Origin of the sequence: Paraburkholderia nodosa DSM 21604, assembly GCF_000519185.1 — a bacterium.
GTDB lineage: Bacteria > Pseudomonadota > Gammaproteobacteria > Burkholderiales > Burkholderiaceae > Paraburkholderia > Paraburkholderia nodosa.
Genome location: NZ_JAFA01000004.1, coordinates 166868 through 180217, shown reverse-complemented (window position 1 = coordinate 180217; position 13350 = coordinate 166868). Strand labels below are relative to the sequence as shown.

Sequence of the window (13350 nt, the reverse complement as noted above, 5' to 3'; positions counted from 1 at the left end):
GAAACAGGCAGAATAGCGCCGCGCCCCGGCCGCAAGCGCCGCTCGATGTAGCCGCTCAGTGCAGCTTCACGCGCGGCAACGTCGTGCGGCGCAGCCAGTGCGCGAAGGTATCGAGCACCATGCGCGCGTAGCCGTGCAGCGCCGCGATGTGCAGCCGGTACAGCGACATGTACATGAAACGGGCAAACAACCCTTCGATCAACATATTCCCGCCGATCAGCCCGCCCATCAGGTTGCCGACCGCGCTGAAGTGGCCGAGCGACACCAGCGACCCGAAGTCGCGATAGGTGAACTCCTCGAGCGGCTTGCCGGCGAGCAGATTGCCAAGCGACTTGAACAGGAAAGTGGCCTGCTGGTGCGCGGCTTGTGCGCGCGGCGGCACACCGCGCTCGTGACCCGGCCATTCGCAGGCCGCGCAGTCGCCGAGCGCGAAGATGTTGTCGTCGAGTTCCGTTTGCAGCGTACGGCGCACGATCAGCTGGCCGAGCTTGTTGACGGTGAGGCCGTCGAGCCGCGAAAGCACAGCTGGCGCGGTAATACCCGCCGCCCAGACCGTGAGGTCCGCGCGCAGGTTCTTGCCGCTCGCGGTGCGCACGACACCAGGCGCCACTTCGATCACGCGTTCGCTCGTCAGCAGCTTCACGCCGAGCTTCTGCAGCAGCTCGCCCGTTGCCGACGAAACGCGCTCGGGCAATGCAGGCAGGATGCGCGGGCCCGCCTCGATCAGCACGATGCCCACGTCGTGGCGCGGATCGAGCTTGTGCAGTCCATAGGCCGACAGCACCTGCGCGGTGTTGCGCAGTTCGGCGGAAAGCTCGACGCCCGTCGCGCCCGCGCCGATGATCGCCACCTGCACGCGCGGCGCGGCGCCGGCGTCCATGGCCGGCGCGAGGTCGTCCGCCGTCACCTCCGCCGCGACTTTTTCGGGCGCCTGATGTTCGGCGCGCATGCACGCGGCGATCAGGCGCTTGCGAAAGCGCTCGGCCTGCTCGACGGTGTCGAGCGCGATGGAATTCTCGGCCGCGCCCGGCACGCCGAAAAAGTGCGTCGTGCTACCGATTGCGAGCACGAGCGTGTCGTATTCGAGCACGCGCTCGGGCAGCATTTCCGCGCCGTCTTCGTCGAGCACGCGCCCGAGCGTGATGCGCTTCGCCGCGCGGTCGAGCGCGGTCAGCTCGCCCTGCTGGAATTCGAAGCCGTGCCAGCGCGCCTGCGCTGGATATTCGAGCTGATGCGTGAATGGATCCATGCTGCCCGCCGCGACTTCGTGCAGGAGCGGTTTCCAGATATGCGTTGGATTGCGGTCGACCAGCGTGATCGATGCCGCTTGCGGCTTGCCCCGCTTCGCGCGCGCTTCGCCGTAACGATCGCCGAGCCGTGTTGCCAGTTCCAGCCCGCCTGCGCCTCCTCCCACAACGATAAAGCGATGCATAGACTCTCCGTGCATGTCGAAAGGCGATAGAAAGGCCGATGCGTCGACAACATACGTGCGAGGCACCGGCCTTCAATCAAGTCATTGTCGGCTGACGGAGCGCGCGGCGGCAACCCTTGCGGCGCGCATTCGCGACATCACGCACGCGAGGCTTGCCTTATCGCACGCGTGCAGTTACGTCCTGGTTACGGCTTTTGCGGCGCTGCGCATTCAGTATGTACTTAGTAGAGCTTCACTAAGCGCTTCGACGCGCCTTCAGTGTGCCTCTTCCCAGTTCTCGCCCACGCCCACTTCGGCGACGAGCGGCACCTTGAGCTGCGCCACCGAGCACATCAGCTCGGGCAAGCGCTTGCGCACTTCGGCGAGTTCGTCGCCCGGCACTTCGAGCACGAGTTCGTCGTGCACCTGCATGACCATCTTCGTGCCGATCTTGCGTTCGTCGAGCCATTTCTGCACCGCGACCATGGAAAGTTTGATCAGGTCGGCGGCCGTGCCCTGCATGGGCGCGTTGATCGCGGCGCGCTCGGCGGCCTGGCGGCGCGGACCGTTGCCGCCGTTGATCTCGGGCAGCCACAGCCGGCGGCCGAATACGGTCTCCACATAGCCGCGCGACTTCGCGTCCATGCGCGTTTCGTCCATATAGCGCGCCACGCCCGGATAGCGCGCGAAATAGCGGTCGATATAAAGCTTCGCCGCATCGCGCGTAATGCCGAGATTCGATGCGAGCCCGAACGCGCTCATGCCGTAAATCAGGCCGAAATTGATGACCTTGGCGATGCGCCGCTGGTCCGCGCTCACTTCGAGCGGCGTGACGCCGAACACTTCGGAGGCCGTGGCGCGGTGAATGTCGTCGCCGCGCGCGAACGCCGCGAGCAGCGACTCGTCGCCCGAGATATGCGCCATGATGCGCAGTTCGATCTGCGAGTAGTCGGCGGAAACGATCTTGTGCCCCGGCGGCGCGATGAACGCCTCGCGAATGCGCCGGCCTTCGCCCGTACGCACGGGAATGTTCTGCAGATTCGGATCGTTCGACGCGAGACGGCCCGTGACCGCCACGGCCTGCGCGTAGTTCGTGTGCACGCGGCCCGTTTGCGCATTCACCATGCGCGGCAGCTTGTCGGTGTACGTGGACTTGAGCTTGGCAAGACCGCGATGTTCGAGCAGGATCTTGGGCAGCGGGTAATCCTCGGCGAGCTTTTGCAGCACTTCTTCGTCGGTGGAAGGCGCGCCGCTGGGCGTTTTCTTCACGACCGGCAGTTGCAGCTTCTCGAAGAAGATCTGGCCGATCTGCTTGGGCGAGCCCAGATTGAATTCGCCGCCCGCGAGCGCATACGCTTCCTCTTCGAGCGCGATGAGCCGCACGGCGATTTCCGCGCTCTGCTTTTCGAGCCTTTCAGTGTCGATCAGCACACCGTTGCGCTCCATCTTGCGCAGCACGCGCGACGTGGGCAATTCGATGTCGCGATACACGTAATCGAGGCCCTTCTCGGGCGCGATCTGCGGATACAGCGCGCGATGCAGTTGCAGCGTGACATCGGCGTCTTCGGCTGCGTATTCGGCGGCCCGTTCGAGCGAGACTTCGTCGAAGCCGATCTGCTGCGCGCCCTTGCCCGCCACCTCTTCGTACTTGATCGTCTTGATGCCGAGATGGCGCAACGCGAGGCTGTCCATGTCGTGGCTGCGATGCGATTCGAGCACATACGATTCGAGCAGCGTGTCATGCTCCACGCCGTTCAGCTCGATACCGTAGTTCGCCAGCACCTGCTCGTCGTACTTCATGTGCTGGCCGACTTTCTTGTGCTTCGCGCTTTCGAGCCAGGGCTTCAGGCGCGCGAGCACTTCGTCCTGCGGCAGTTGATCGGGCGCGTCCGGACCGCGATGCGCGAGCGGCAAATAGGCGGCCACGCCAGGTTCCGTCGAGAACGACATGCCGACGAGCTTCGCGACCATCGGATCGAGCGCCGTGGTCTCGGTGTCGAACGCGGTGAGTTCGGCGGCTTCGATCTTCCTGAGCCACGTGTCGAACTGCGGCCACGTCTGGATCGTTTCGTAATGGCGCGGAGCATCGACGAACAGCGCGGGCTGCACGATCGCGTCTTTCTCAGGCGCGTCGCCTTTGGTCGCAGCGGGCACCGTCTCGCTCTGCTGACTCGCTTCGGTGACTTCGCGCAGCCAGGTCTTGAAGCCGTGGCGCGCGAAGATATCGCGCAGTTCTTCGCGCGCTTCGGCTCGCGTGGCTAGCGACGCTTCGATCGACTCGAGATGCGGCGTGAGATCGCAAGCCGTTTCCACCGTGACGAGCTTTCTCGCCATCGGCAGGAAGTCGAGCGCGTCGCGCAGATAGCCGCCCACGGCGCCCTTGATTTCATCCGCATGCGCGATCACGCCGTCGAGCGAGTCGTATTGCGTGAGCCACTTCACCGCCGTTTTCGGGCCGCACTTGTTCACGCCCGGCACGTTGTCGACCGTGTCGCCGATGAGCGACAGATAATCGATGATGCGCTCCGGCGGCACGCCGAACTTCGCGATCACGCCTTCGCGATCGAGCGTTTCATTCGTCATCGTGTTGATGAGCGTGACGTGGTCCGTCACGAGCTGCGCGAGGTCCTTGTCGCCCGTGGACACGATGACCTTCATGCCGAGCTTCTCGGCCTCACGGGCGAGCGTGCCGATCACGTCGTCGGCCTCCACGCCTTCGATCATCACGAGCGGCCAGCCGAGCGCGCGCACGGCCGTGTGAATAGGCTCGATTTGTGCTGCGAGCGGCTCGGGCATGGAAGGCCGGTTGGCCTTGTACTCGGGGTACCAGTCGTCGCGGAACGTCTTGCCCTTTGCATCGAACACGCACGCGCTATACTCTGCCGTAACGTCCTTGCGCATGCGACGCAGCATGTTGATGATGCCGTATAGCGCGCCCGTGGGTTCGCCGTCAGGACCGCGCAGATCCGGCATCGCATGGAAGGCCCGATAGAGATAGCTAGAACCGTCGACCAGCAGCAGGGTCTTACCTTCCAGCTCATTTTGTAGCTTCGTTTCCACGCGTAGTTCTTCAGGCATTATGGACAAGAGAAAAGTGATTCCGAGTCTGCGTTCACTCGCAGATCAAGAGCGCGCGACGGCCAAGAAGGCACGCGCATCGTGGCAGATGTTCACGATTATGGCAGAGTTTATCGAGGCGACCGAGTACCTGTCCGAGATCCGGCCAGCGGTCAGCATCTACGGTTCCGCCCGCCTGAAACCGGAGTCGAAGTACTACCAGCTCGCCAGCACCATCGCGCGCAAGGTGTCCGATGCGGGCTTTGCCGTGATCTCCGGCGGCGGCCCCGGCATCATGGAAGCCGCGAACCAGGGCGCGCATGCGGGCAAGTCGCCTTCGGTGGGCCTGAACATCGAGTTGCCGCACGAGCAGTCGGGCAACCAGTGGCAGGACATCTCGTTGCGCTTCCGCCATTTCTTCACACGCAAGGTCACGTTCGTGAAGAACTCGGACGCCGTGATCGTCATGCCCGGCGGCTTCGGCACGCTCGACGAACTGGCCGAAGTGCTCACGCTCATCCAGACGAAAAAGTCGCGTCACGTGCCCATCATTCTGGTGGGCGCCGAATTCTGGAAGGGCCTGCTCGACTGGTTCCGCTCGGCGCTGGTGCCCATGGGCCTCATCAATCCCGAAGACATGGACTTGATGCAGGTGATCGACGACCCGGACCAGGTGCTCGAAGCCGTTCTCAAGTTTTACGAAGATGCGGACACCGCCGAAGATACCGGCAAGGAGCACCCGGCGCGCCGCGACCGCGACTCCGACGAAGACCGGATGTTCTACCTCTGATGCATCGCTTGCGGCGCGGCGTGCGGATGGCCTGCGGTTAATGTTTCCGTAGGCCTGCGCACCGCTCGCGCCTCAGCGCATCGCTCCCCTCATGCTTTCTCCGCGCTTGCGGGCACGCCGGACGCACCGAGCGGCGCCCGCGCGCTCGCCTGCTCTTCCAGCCAGCGGCAAAACTGCGCGACCAGCGGCGCTTGCGCCACCTCTCGGCGCGCCACCCACCAGTAGCCGCGCGCGTCGAGATGCGGCCCCGCGAGCGGGGTGACGAGACGCCCCGACGCGAGCTCGTCGTCGAGCAGCGGCAGCGGGCCGAGCGCAACGCCAAGACCATCCACGGCGGCCTGCAAGGCCAGATAGAAGTGGTCGAACGACTGCTTCTTGCGGCATTTGGCTTTCACGCCTGCAGCCGCGAGCCAGGTGCGCCACGCATCGGGCCGCGTATCCGAGTGCAGCAGCACGTGGCGTGCGAGATCGCTCGCCTGATGAATCGGCGCGCGTTTGAGCAGCGCCGGACTGCACACCGGCAGTTCCGTCTCGTCGAGAAAATGACCGGCCTCGCAGTCGGGCCAGTGGGCCGGCCCGCGCCGCACGGCCACGTCGAAGCCTTCGAGCGTCTCGACCGGCGCGTTCGAGGTCGACAGGCGCAACTCGACGTTCGGCGCGAGACGCTGAAACTGCGAGAGCCGCGGCAGCAGCCATTTCATCGCGAAGGTAGGCAGCGCGCTCACGCGCAGCACGTGCACCACGCCCGTGTCGCGCAACTGGCTGGTTGCGCGCGCGATGTCATCGAATGCCGACTGCACGGCGGCGAGGTAGCGCCGCCCGTCCTCGGTCAGCGCGACCCGCTTGCCGTGCCGGTGAAACACCTGCACGCCGACCCACGCCTCGAGCGCGGCCACCTGCCGGCTGATGGCACCGTGAGTCACATTGAGCTCGCCCGCCGCAGCGGAGAAGCTATTGTGCCGCGCGGCGGCTTCGAACGCGCGCAGCGCGGGAAAGGGAGGAAGGGAGCGTGCCATGCTTGTGAGTGTAGGTCACAAGAGCGCGCCATAGAAATCGTTTTGCCGTGCGCGCGATTGGGCTTAATCTCCGAACTTGCCTCAGAGGTCCCTTCCATTCATGAAACAACCCATCTCATCGCCCGCCGCTGCCGGCCATGGCACGGCCGCCGGCCTCCACACGCCGACGGTGCGCGATCTGTTCCTCGGCTTTCTCGGTCTCGGCTTCACATCGTTTGGCGGCGCACTGCCGTTGGCGCGCCGCACCATCGTCGAGCAGCGCCGCTGGCTCACCGCCAGCGAGTTCACCGACCTGCTCGGCCTCTGCCAGTTCTTGCCGGGCGGCAACGTCATCAATCTCTCGGTCGCGCTCGGCATGCGTTTTCAGGGATGGCGCGGCGCGCTCGCGGGCATCCTCGGCCTGATCGCGGGTCCGTCGCTCGTCGTGATCGGGCTTGGCGTGCTCTACGAGCGCACGCAAGACGACCCGCACGTGCGGCATCTGTTCGTCGGGCTCGCCGCGGCGGCCGCCGGGCTGCTCGTCTCGATGGCCCTGAAAATCGTGCTGCCGCTGCGGCGCGATCCCGCCGCGGCCGTCGTCGCCGCGCTCGGCTTCGTGGCCATCGCCGTGCTGCGCACGCCGCTTTTGCCCACCATGCTCGTGCTCACGCCAGTCGGCATCGCGCTCGCGGCCCGCGCGGCGCGCAAGGAAGGAGGCTCGCGATGAGCGCCACACTCGTTGCGCTCGCCGGGATCTTCGGCCAGCTCTCGCTGCTCGCTTTCGGCGGCGGCAACACGATCCTGCCCGAGATGCAGCGTCAGGTCGTCGAGGTCCACCACTGGATGCCCGCGAGCGAGTTCAGCGCGCTATTCGCGCTCGCCCAGGCCGCCCCGGGCCCGAACATGATGGTCGTGACGCTGGTGGGCTGGCACGTGGCCGGCTGGGCAGGCATGCTGGTCACGTCGATTGCGAAGTTCGGGCCGTCGTCGCTCGTCACGATCGCCGCGCTGCATGCGTGGGATCGCTTCAAGGACCGCCCGTGGCGGCGCATCGCGCAAAAGGGGCTCGTGCCGGTGACGGCGGGCCTCGTGGCCGCGAGCGCCGTGCTGATCGCGAGAGCCTCCGATCCTTCGTGGATCGCCTGGGCGATTACCGGCGTGTGCGCCGTGCTCGCGTTTCGCACGAAGATTCATCCGCTGTGGCTGCTTGGCGCGGGGAGCCTGATCGGGTTGACGGGGTTCGGGCAGTAAACGACCGCCAGAAAATGATTCGGCATCCGAATTTATGCAAGGCAACAGCGCAATTCGACAGACTGGCCGGCGCACACCATGCGCCAGCCAGCCATAAAGCGTCTACTGAAACGCCACCTCCGCAAAGCTGCGCAATTTCCGGCTATGCAGCTTGTGCAAGCCGTTCGTGCGCAGAATCTCCATCGCCTTCACGCCGATCTGCAGATGCTGATCGACCTGCGCGCGATAGAACGAATCGGCCATGCCCGGCAGCTTGAGTTCGCCGTGCAGCGGCTTGTCGGAAACGCACAGCAAGGTGCCATACGGCACGCGAAAGCGGAAGCCGTTCGCGGCGATGGTCGCACTTTCCATGTCGAGCGCGATCGCGCGGCTTTGCGAGAGGCGCTGCACCGGCTCGCGATGATCGCGCAGCTCCCAGTTGCGGTTGTCGACGCTCGCCACCGTCCCCGTGCGCATCACGCGCTTGAGTTCCACGCCGTCGAGCTTCGTGACCTCCGCGACCGCACGCTCGAGCGCGAGCTGCACTTCGGCGAGCGCCGGAATCGGCACCCACAGCGGCAGATCGGCGTCGAGCACGTGATCCTCGCGCACGTAGCCGTGCGCGAGCACGTAGTCGCCCAGGCGCTGCGTATTGCGCAAGCCCGCGCAGTGGCCGAGCATGATCCACGCATGCGGACGCAGCACGGCAATGTGATCGGTGATTGTCTTCGCGTTCGACGGTCCCACGCCGATGTTGATCATCGTGATGCCGCTGCCGTCCGCACGCTTGAGGTGATAGGCCGGCATTTGCGGCAGGCGCGCCGGCACCGTGCCTTCGTCGTCCTGTTCGCCCAGGTTCGCGTTGTAGGTGACCACGTCGCCGGGCTCCACGAACGAGGTGTATTCGCTGCGATAGTTGCGCAGGTCGGCGTCGTCCGTATGCGCCATCATCGCGCGGCCGAGCTTCACGAACTCGTCGATATAGAACTGGTAGTTCGTGTAGAGCACGTAGTTCTGCACGTGCGTGGGCGACGTGGCTGTGTAGTGCTTGAGCCGGTGCAGCGAAAAGTCCACGCGCGGCGCGGTGAAGAGCGCAAGCGGATGCGGCTCGCCCGGCTCCGGCTCGTAGGTGCCGTTCACGATGCGGTCGTCGAGCTGCGCAAGATCGGGCGTATCGAACACGTCGCGCATGGCGAAGAGGCGCTCGCGGTCGAGATCGCCTTCGAGGTGGATGCCTTCGGCGAACGCGAAGTGCACGGGAATGGGCTGATCCGATACGCCCACTTCGATGCCCACATGATGGTTCTTCGCCAGCAGACGCAACTGCTCGCGATAGTAATTGCCGAAAAGGTCGGGCCGCGTGACGGTGGTCTCGAACACGCCGGGGCCCGCGACGAAGCCATACGAGCGGCGCGAGTCGATATGCGTGTTGACGTTGGTGCGGATGCGCACGAACGGGTAGCACGCGCGCACGCGGCGCTCGAACGCCTCGCCGCGGCGATAGCGCGCAAACGCGTCCCGCAGGAACGACGTATTCGCTTCGTAGATGCTCGAGAGGCGCGCCACGGCGTCGGCGGCGTCTTCGAAAAATTCGTCCGGGAAGTCGTGCGCCGGCGTCATGAGGGGCCGCGGGTAGCTATCGTTGTTCATCGTCGTTCGCCTCTCCGTTTGATGGATCCACATTACCACGGAAGGTGCGACTTTCTGGCGACGGACCTCGCCGCGCCCAGGGCTTTTGAAGCCCCCGCCGGGCGAGCGCTGCGGGCGCCGCGCACCGCCCGCCGGGCGCGGGCCGCAGCGCTTGCGCGACATGGGGTATAGCGCCCGGATTTGCTAGAATTGGGGCATCCATCGGAGAAAGACCATGAAGTCGCACCTTCTTGCCGCCGTCGCGGTGACGCTCGCTTTCAGCGGGGTCGCCATGGCCGCGCCGGCCGACGACGCAAAGACCGCCGTCGAGGCACAATCCGCGCAGTCTGAGAACGAACGCGCGGGCCTGCCCGATCTGGCTGCGATCAACAACAAGCCGGCCGCACGCGTCACCTCGAAGGTCAACATCAACGACGTGCCACGCGTGCCCAGCTATCACGAAGTGAGCCCGAACGGCACCGAAATCACCGAGTTCCGCGACAAGGGCAAGCCCGTCGAGATCAACGTGCATTCGAACTTCGGCACGCGCTACACGATGAGCGCGAACCCCGACACCTCGCCGCAAGTGCGCAACAACGGCCAGGCCAGCACGCGCCTGCCGTCGATCAACCTGCATTACTGAGCCATCCGGGCGCGGGCATGCCTTGATGGGGCATGCCCGCGCCAACGCCATGTGCGCCGCCCCATAAGCCGGGCCGCGGCCATCGCGCTTGAGCCGGACACGCCTGCAAGCCCCTCGGGCAGCATCTCGCAGCGTTCGCCGACCCGCCATTACCAATCAACCGACCTTCTTGCATGGCCGTCTTCACCGCTGTCACCGACCAAGAGCTTGCCCAATGGCTGCACGACTACGATCTCGGCGATGTCGTCGAATTTCGCGGCATCCAGTCCGGCATTGAAAACAGCAACTTCTTCCTGACGACGACGCGCGGCGAATACGTGCTGACGATCTTCGAAAAGCTGACGGCCGAACAACTGCCGTTCTACCTCGACCTGATGCGGCATCTCGCCTCGCATCGCGTGCCGGTACCCGACCCCATGCCGCGCAAGGACGGCGCGCTCTTCGGCCTGCTGCATGGCAAGCCCGCCGCCATCGTCTCGAAGCTCGAAGGCAAGCCCGAACTCGCGCCCGGGGTGGAGCACTGCGCGGAAGTGGGCCAGATGCTCGCGCGCCTCCACCTGGCGGGCCGCGACTACCGCGGCGACCAGCCGAATCTGCGCAGCCTTTCGTGGTGGGAAGAAACGGTGCCGGCGGTGCTGCCGTTTCTGGACGACGCCCAGCGCACGCTCCTCACGAGCGAACTCGACCACCAGCGCGCATTCTTCGGCTCGGCCGACTACGCGGCGCTGCCGGGCGGTCCGTGCCATTGCGACCTGTTCCGCGACAATGCGATGTTCGCGCACTCGCACCCGGCGCCGGGCCACGAAGTTCGGCTAGGCGGCTTTTTCGACTTCTATTTCGCCGGCTGCGACAAGTGGCTCTTCGACGTGGCCGTGACCGTGAACGACTGGTGCGTCGACCTCGCCACGGGCAAGCTCGACACCGCACGCGCCGACGCGCTCTTGCGCGCCTACCAGACCGTGCGCCCGTTCACGCCCGAAGAAACGCGGCACTGGATGGACATGCTGCGCGCAGGCGCGTACCGCTTCTGGGTCTCGCGCCTGTATGATTTCCACCTGCCCCGCTCGGCCGAACTGCTCAAGCCGCACGATCCCGGCCACTTCGAGCGCATTCTGCGCGAACGCCTCGCCGGCAGCGAGGCGGGCTCCCTTCACGCCTTGCCCCATCGCCCATGCAACTAATCGAAGTCTCCGCGAAGACGGGTTACGTCTGGTTCCGCCAGGGTATCTGGTTGTTCCGCCGCAATCCGCTCGCGTTTCTTACGCTGTTTTTCGCCTATTTGCTGGCGATGACGCTGATCTCCGCCATTCCCGTGATCGGCGGCGTGCTGCCGCTGCTGTTCGTGCCCGGCGTGGCTGTCGGCTTCATGGCGGCGTGCCGTGACACGATCGCGGGCAAACCGGTGTTCCCGACCATTCTGATCGACGGCTTTCGTTCGTACGGCAGCAACGTGGCGAAGCACCTGCTGGCGCTCGGGGCGATTTACGTGGTGGCGATGCTGCTGGTGCTGGCCGCGTCTGCGTTCGTGGACGGCGGCGCGCTATTGCGGCTGATGACCATCGGCGGCGACCTCGACGCGCAAGCGCTCGCCAACAGCGACGTGCCGCTCGCGGTGCTTGCTTCGCTGCTCTGCTACGTGCCGGTGTCGATGCTGTTCTGGTTTGCGCCCGTGCTCACGGCGTGGCACGACGTGCCGCCCGTCAAGGCCATGTTCTTCAGCATCGTGAGCTGCTGGCGCAACAAGGGCGCGTTCATGGTGTACGGGGCGCTGTGGTTCGCGGTCTCGACTGTCGTATCGATCGGACTGTCGACGCTTCTGCGCGCGCTCGGTGCCGGCGACTTCACGATCGCGATCCTGATGCCAGCGCTCATCATCGTGACGACGATGCTCTATTGCTCGTTCTACGCGACTTACCGCGGCTGCTTCGGCGTGCAGGAAAAGCAGGCCGCCGAAATGCCGGACTCGGGCCGCTGAACGGCGCGGCAGTCCTTCACGCGCACCACGCAAAAACGGCGCCTCGGGGCGCCGTTTTCAATGTTGCCCCGTTAGCGGGGCACAGCATTCCTGCTTAGCCGTAGTGGTTCATCCACGACGGGTGGCGCGTGGCCTTCTCGCGATCCATCTTCTGCATGCGGAATTCGAGATCGTAGATGTCGACGGACTGCGCGAGATACGCTTCCTCGCGCTGCTGGCGGCGAGCTTCGGCGGTTTCGGAGAGGAACAGGAAAAGACGGCTGAGCAGGTACATGATTTGGCCCTTCTTTGACGGGCACGTGCCCGCGAATCGAATGAAGCCATTATAGGGTAAACCCTGTTAAGGGTAAACACCTAAGTTGCCCGTAGTCGCTTTTAACCAACGTCCTGTGTCAATTCAGCCTCGTAGGCCTCGTCGAAGGCCTCGCGGCGATGAGCCTCGAAAAAGTCCCAGATCAGCGTGCTCGCGTCCGGTCCCGTCGAGGAATGGAATGGCACCGTGTCGTCGCCGCCGCTCCAGGCGTGGTCGAGGTCCGCCACGCGGCACAGCCGCACGACGCTCGCGCCGTCGAGCTCGTAATCCTGTTCGCGATAGCCGTCCTTGAAGGTCTCGCGCGACACGACGCCCTGACGCACGCCGCGCGTATCCGCAAGACCGTTCAGACGCAGCAGTTGCACCGCGAGCTGTTCCGCGTTGACGGGCGCGACGACGGCGTCCGCATCGCCCTGCACGACGATCGCCGGCATGCCCGGGTGGATGCGCGCGCCCAATTGGGTATCGACGAGCGCCACCGGATCGTGGTGCACGCCGCGCCGCATCACGTCGAGCGCCGAAACGCCGGAGCGTGCTTCACCGAAAGCGGGGCTGGAATGCAGCGCGATGGCGGCGAAACGGCTGGGCGAGCGCACCGCGAGCAGCATCGCGAGCCCCGCGCCCGCCGACAACCCTGCCAGATAGACGCGCGAGCGGTCGAAGCCGTGCTCCTCGACGAGCGAATCGACCAGCGAAACGACGGAAGCCGCTTCGCCGCCGCCCGCCGCGTCGCGCGAGTCGTACCAATGCCAGCATTGGTGCGGGTGCGCGCGTTCCGACTGCTCGGGATACGCCACCGCGAAACCATGGCGGTCGGCGAGCAGATTCATGCGGGTGCCTTCGGCGAAGGAGTCCATCGACTGCTTGCAGCCGTGCAGCATCACGACGAGCGGCATGCCCGCCGTTTTGCCCCCCGGCGGCAAATAGAGCCCGTAGGAAAGCGAGCGCCCGGCATGCTGGTCGTTCGCCGGCACAAGGTGCTCCGCGCGGCGCCATTCGCCCGCGGCCCAGGCGGTCGCCCGCGGACCCACGCGCGACTCGCGCACCGGCGCGCCGCTGCGCGCCTGCGCCGGCGTGACGTGTTTGGCCGCCTGCTCGGCTGCGGCCTGGGCGGCGCGCCAGATTGCCTGCGGCCTGGGCGTATCGATCCCCGCGCCTTTCAGGGCATCGCGGGTCGCCCGGGTCTGGATGGCGAGCAGACGTCGCACGCCACCGGCCCATAGCTTCGTCAGATTTTTCGTCATCTATGGCCTCGTAAAAGGGTCTGACACATCGTGGCGTTTTGCCGCGATCCGTCATTGTGCAAC

Annotated in this window: 12 protein-coding genes; 6 read left to right on the top strand and 6 right to left on the bottom strand. The window is 65.5% G+C overall.

Annotated elements, in window-relative coordinates:
* Positions 1-55 precede the first annotated feature (55 nt).
* On the bottom strand, positions 56-1432 hold the full coding sequence (locus tag A3CW_RS0107245) for an NAD(P)/FAD-dependent oxidoreductase (protein WP_028202966.1): 1377 nt from the start codon (positions 1430-1432) through the stop codon (positions 56-58).
* A gap of 255 nt (positions 1433-1687) precedes the next feature.
* Positions 1688-4489, bottom strand: a complete 2802-nt coding sequence (polA, locus tag A3CW_RS0107240; protein WP_028202965.1) for a DNA polymerase I — start codon at positions 4487-4489, stop codon at positions 1688-1690.
* 1 nt (position 4490) lies between these two features.
* Between polA and A3CW_RS0107235 the strand changes: the two genes are divergently transcribed.
* The gene (locus A3CW_RS0107235; RefSeq protein WP_028202964.1) at positions 4491-5258 is read left to right on the top strand and encodes an LOG family protein; all 768 of its coding nucleotides are present in this window, start codon (positions 4491-4493) and stop codon (positions 5256-5258) included.
* An 89-nt stretch (positions 5259-5347) separates the two neighbouring features.
* Here the strand turns inward: A3CW_RS0107235 and A3CW_RS45535 are convergent, their stop codons facing one another.
* Entirely contained in the window at positions 5348-6274 is a 927-nt protein-coding gene (locus A3CW_RS45535; RefSeq protein WP_051481290.1) for a transcriptional regulator GcvA, read from the bottom strand.
* A 100-nt stretch (positions 6275-6374) separates the two neighbouring features.
* On the opposite strand from A3CW_RS45535, the gene A3CW_RS0107225 reads away from it, so the two are divergent.
* On the top strand, positions 6375-6980 hold the full coding sequence (locus A3CW_RS0107225; RefSeq protein ID WP_051481289.1) for a chromate transporter: 606 nt from the start codon (positions 6375-6377) through the stop codon (positions 6978-6980).
* Entirely contained in the window at positions 6977-7504 is a 528-nt protein-coding gene (locus A3CW_RS0107220) for a chromate transporter (protein WP_028202962.1), read from the top strand. The genes A3CW_RS0107225 and A3CW_RS0107220 overlap by 4 nt, the downstream gene beginning before the upstream one ends.
* A gap of 102 nt (positions 7505-7606) precedes the next feature.
* Here A3CW_RS0107220 and A3CW_RS0107215 read toward each other — a convergent pair whose 3' ends face one another.
* On the bottom strand, positions 7607-9103 hold the full coding sequence (locus A3CW_RS0107215; protein WP_028202961.1) for an AMP nucleosidase: 1497 nt from the start codon (positions 9101-9103) through the stop codon (positions 7607-7609).
* 244 nt (positions 9104-9347) lie between these two features.
* Between A3CW_RS0107215 and A3CW_RS0107210 the strand changes: the two genes are divergently transcribed.
* The 3 genes from A3CW_RS0107210 to A3CW_RS0107200 all read left to right on the top strand — a co-directional run bounded on the left by A3CW_RS0107210 (position 9348) and on the right by A3CW_RS0107200 (position 11730).
* Positions 9348-9755: a hypothetical protein gene (locus tag A3CW_RS0107210; RefSeq protein WP_028202960.1), complete on the top strand. Its 408-nt coding sequence runs from the start codon at positions 9348-9350 to the stop codon at positions 9753-9755.
* Positions 9756-9928: 173 nt separating this feature from the next.
* Complete coding sequence (locus tag A3CW_RS0107205) at positions 9929-10936, top strand: homoserine kinase (protein ID WP_028202959.1); 1008 nt, start codon at positions 9929-9931, stop codon at positions 10934-10936.
* Entirely contained in the window at positions 10927-11730 is an 804-nt protein-coding gene (locus A3CW_RS0107200; RefSeq protein ID WP_028202958.1) for a BPSS1780 family membrane protein, read from the top strand. The genes A3CW_RS0107205 and A3CW_RS0107200 overlap by 10 nt, the downstream gene beginning before the upstream one ends.
* Before the next feature lie 94 nt (positions 11731-11824).
* Here the strand turns inward: A3CW_RS0107200 and A3CW_RS0107195 are convergent, their stop codons facing one another.
* Positions 11825-12004, bottom strand: a complete 180-nt coding sequence (locus A3CW_RS0107195; RefSeq protein WP_028202957.1) for a DUF3563 family protein — start codon at positions 12002-12004, stop codon at positions 11825-11827.
* Between the two features lie 101 nt (positions 12005-12105).
* Positions 12106-13287, bottom strand: a complete 1182-nt coding sequence (locus A3CW_RS0107190) for an extracellular catalytic domain type 1 short-chain-length polyhydroxyalkanoate depolymerase (protein WP_028202956.1) — start codon at positions 13285-13287, stop codon at positions 12106-12108.
* Positions 13288-13350 lie beyond the last annotated feature (63 nt).

What these genes read in the sequence shown, in the direction of transcription:
- A3CW_RS0107245 (WP_028202966.1), bottom strand. Translation starts at nt 1,432, where the DNA reads ATGCATCGCTTTATCGTTGTGGGAGGAGGCGCAGGCGGGCTGGAACTG.
- polA (WP_028202965.1), bottom strand. Translation starts at nt 4,489, where the DNA reads ATGCCTGAAGAACTACGCGTGGAAACGAAGCTACAAAATGAGCTGGAA.
- A3CW_RS0107235 (WP_028202964.1), top strand. Translation starts at nt 4,491, where the DNA reads ATGGACAAGAGAAAAGTGATTCCGAGTCTGCGTTCACTCGCAGATCAA.
- A3CW_RS45535 (WP_051481290.1), bottom strand. Translation starts at nt 6,274, where the DNA reads ATGGCACGCTCCCTTCCTCCCTTTCCCGCGCTGCGCGCGTTCGAAGCC.
- A3CW_RS0107225 (WP_051481289.1), top strand. Translation starts at nt 6,375, where the DNA reads ATGAAACAACCCATCTCATCGCCCGCCGCTGCCGGCCATGGCACGGCC.
- A3CW_RS0107220 (WP_028202962.1), top strand. Translation starts at nt 6,977, where the DNA reads ATGAGCGCCACACTCGTTGCGCTCGCCGGGATCTTCGGCCAGCTCTCG.
- A3CW_RS0107215 (WP_028202961.1), bottom strand. Translation starts at nt 9,103, where the DNA reads ATGACGCCGGCGCACGACTTCCCGGACGAATTTTTCGAAGACGCCGCC.
- A3CW_RS0107210 (WP_028202960.1), top strand. Translation starts at nt 9,348, where the DNA reads ATGAAGTCGCACCTTCTTGCCGCCGTCGCGGTGACGCTCGCTTTCAGC.
- A3CW_RS0107205 (WP_028202959.1), top strand. Translation starts at nt 9,929, where the DNA reads ATGGCCGTCTTCACCGCTGTCACCGACCAAGAGCTTGCCCAATGGCTG.
- A3CW_RS0107200 (WP_028202958.1), top strand. Translation starts at nt 10,927, where the DNA reads ATGCAACTAATCGAAGTCTCCGCGAAGACGGGTTACGTCTGGTTCCGC.
- A3CW_RS0107195 (WP_028202957.1), bottom strand. Translation starts at nt 12,004, where the DNA reads ATGTACCTGCTCAGCCGTCTTTTCCTGTTCCTCTCCGAAACCGCCGAA.
- A3CW_RS0107190 (WP_028202956.1), bottom strand. Translation starts at nt 13,287, where the DNA reads ATGACGAAAAATCTGACGAAGCTATGGGCCGGTGGCGTGCGACGTCTG.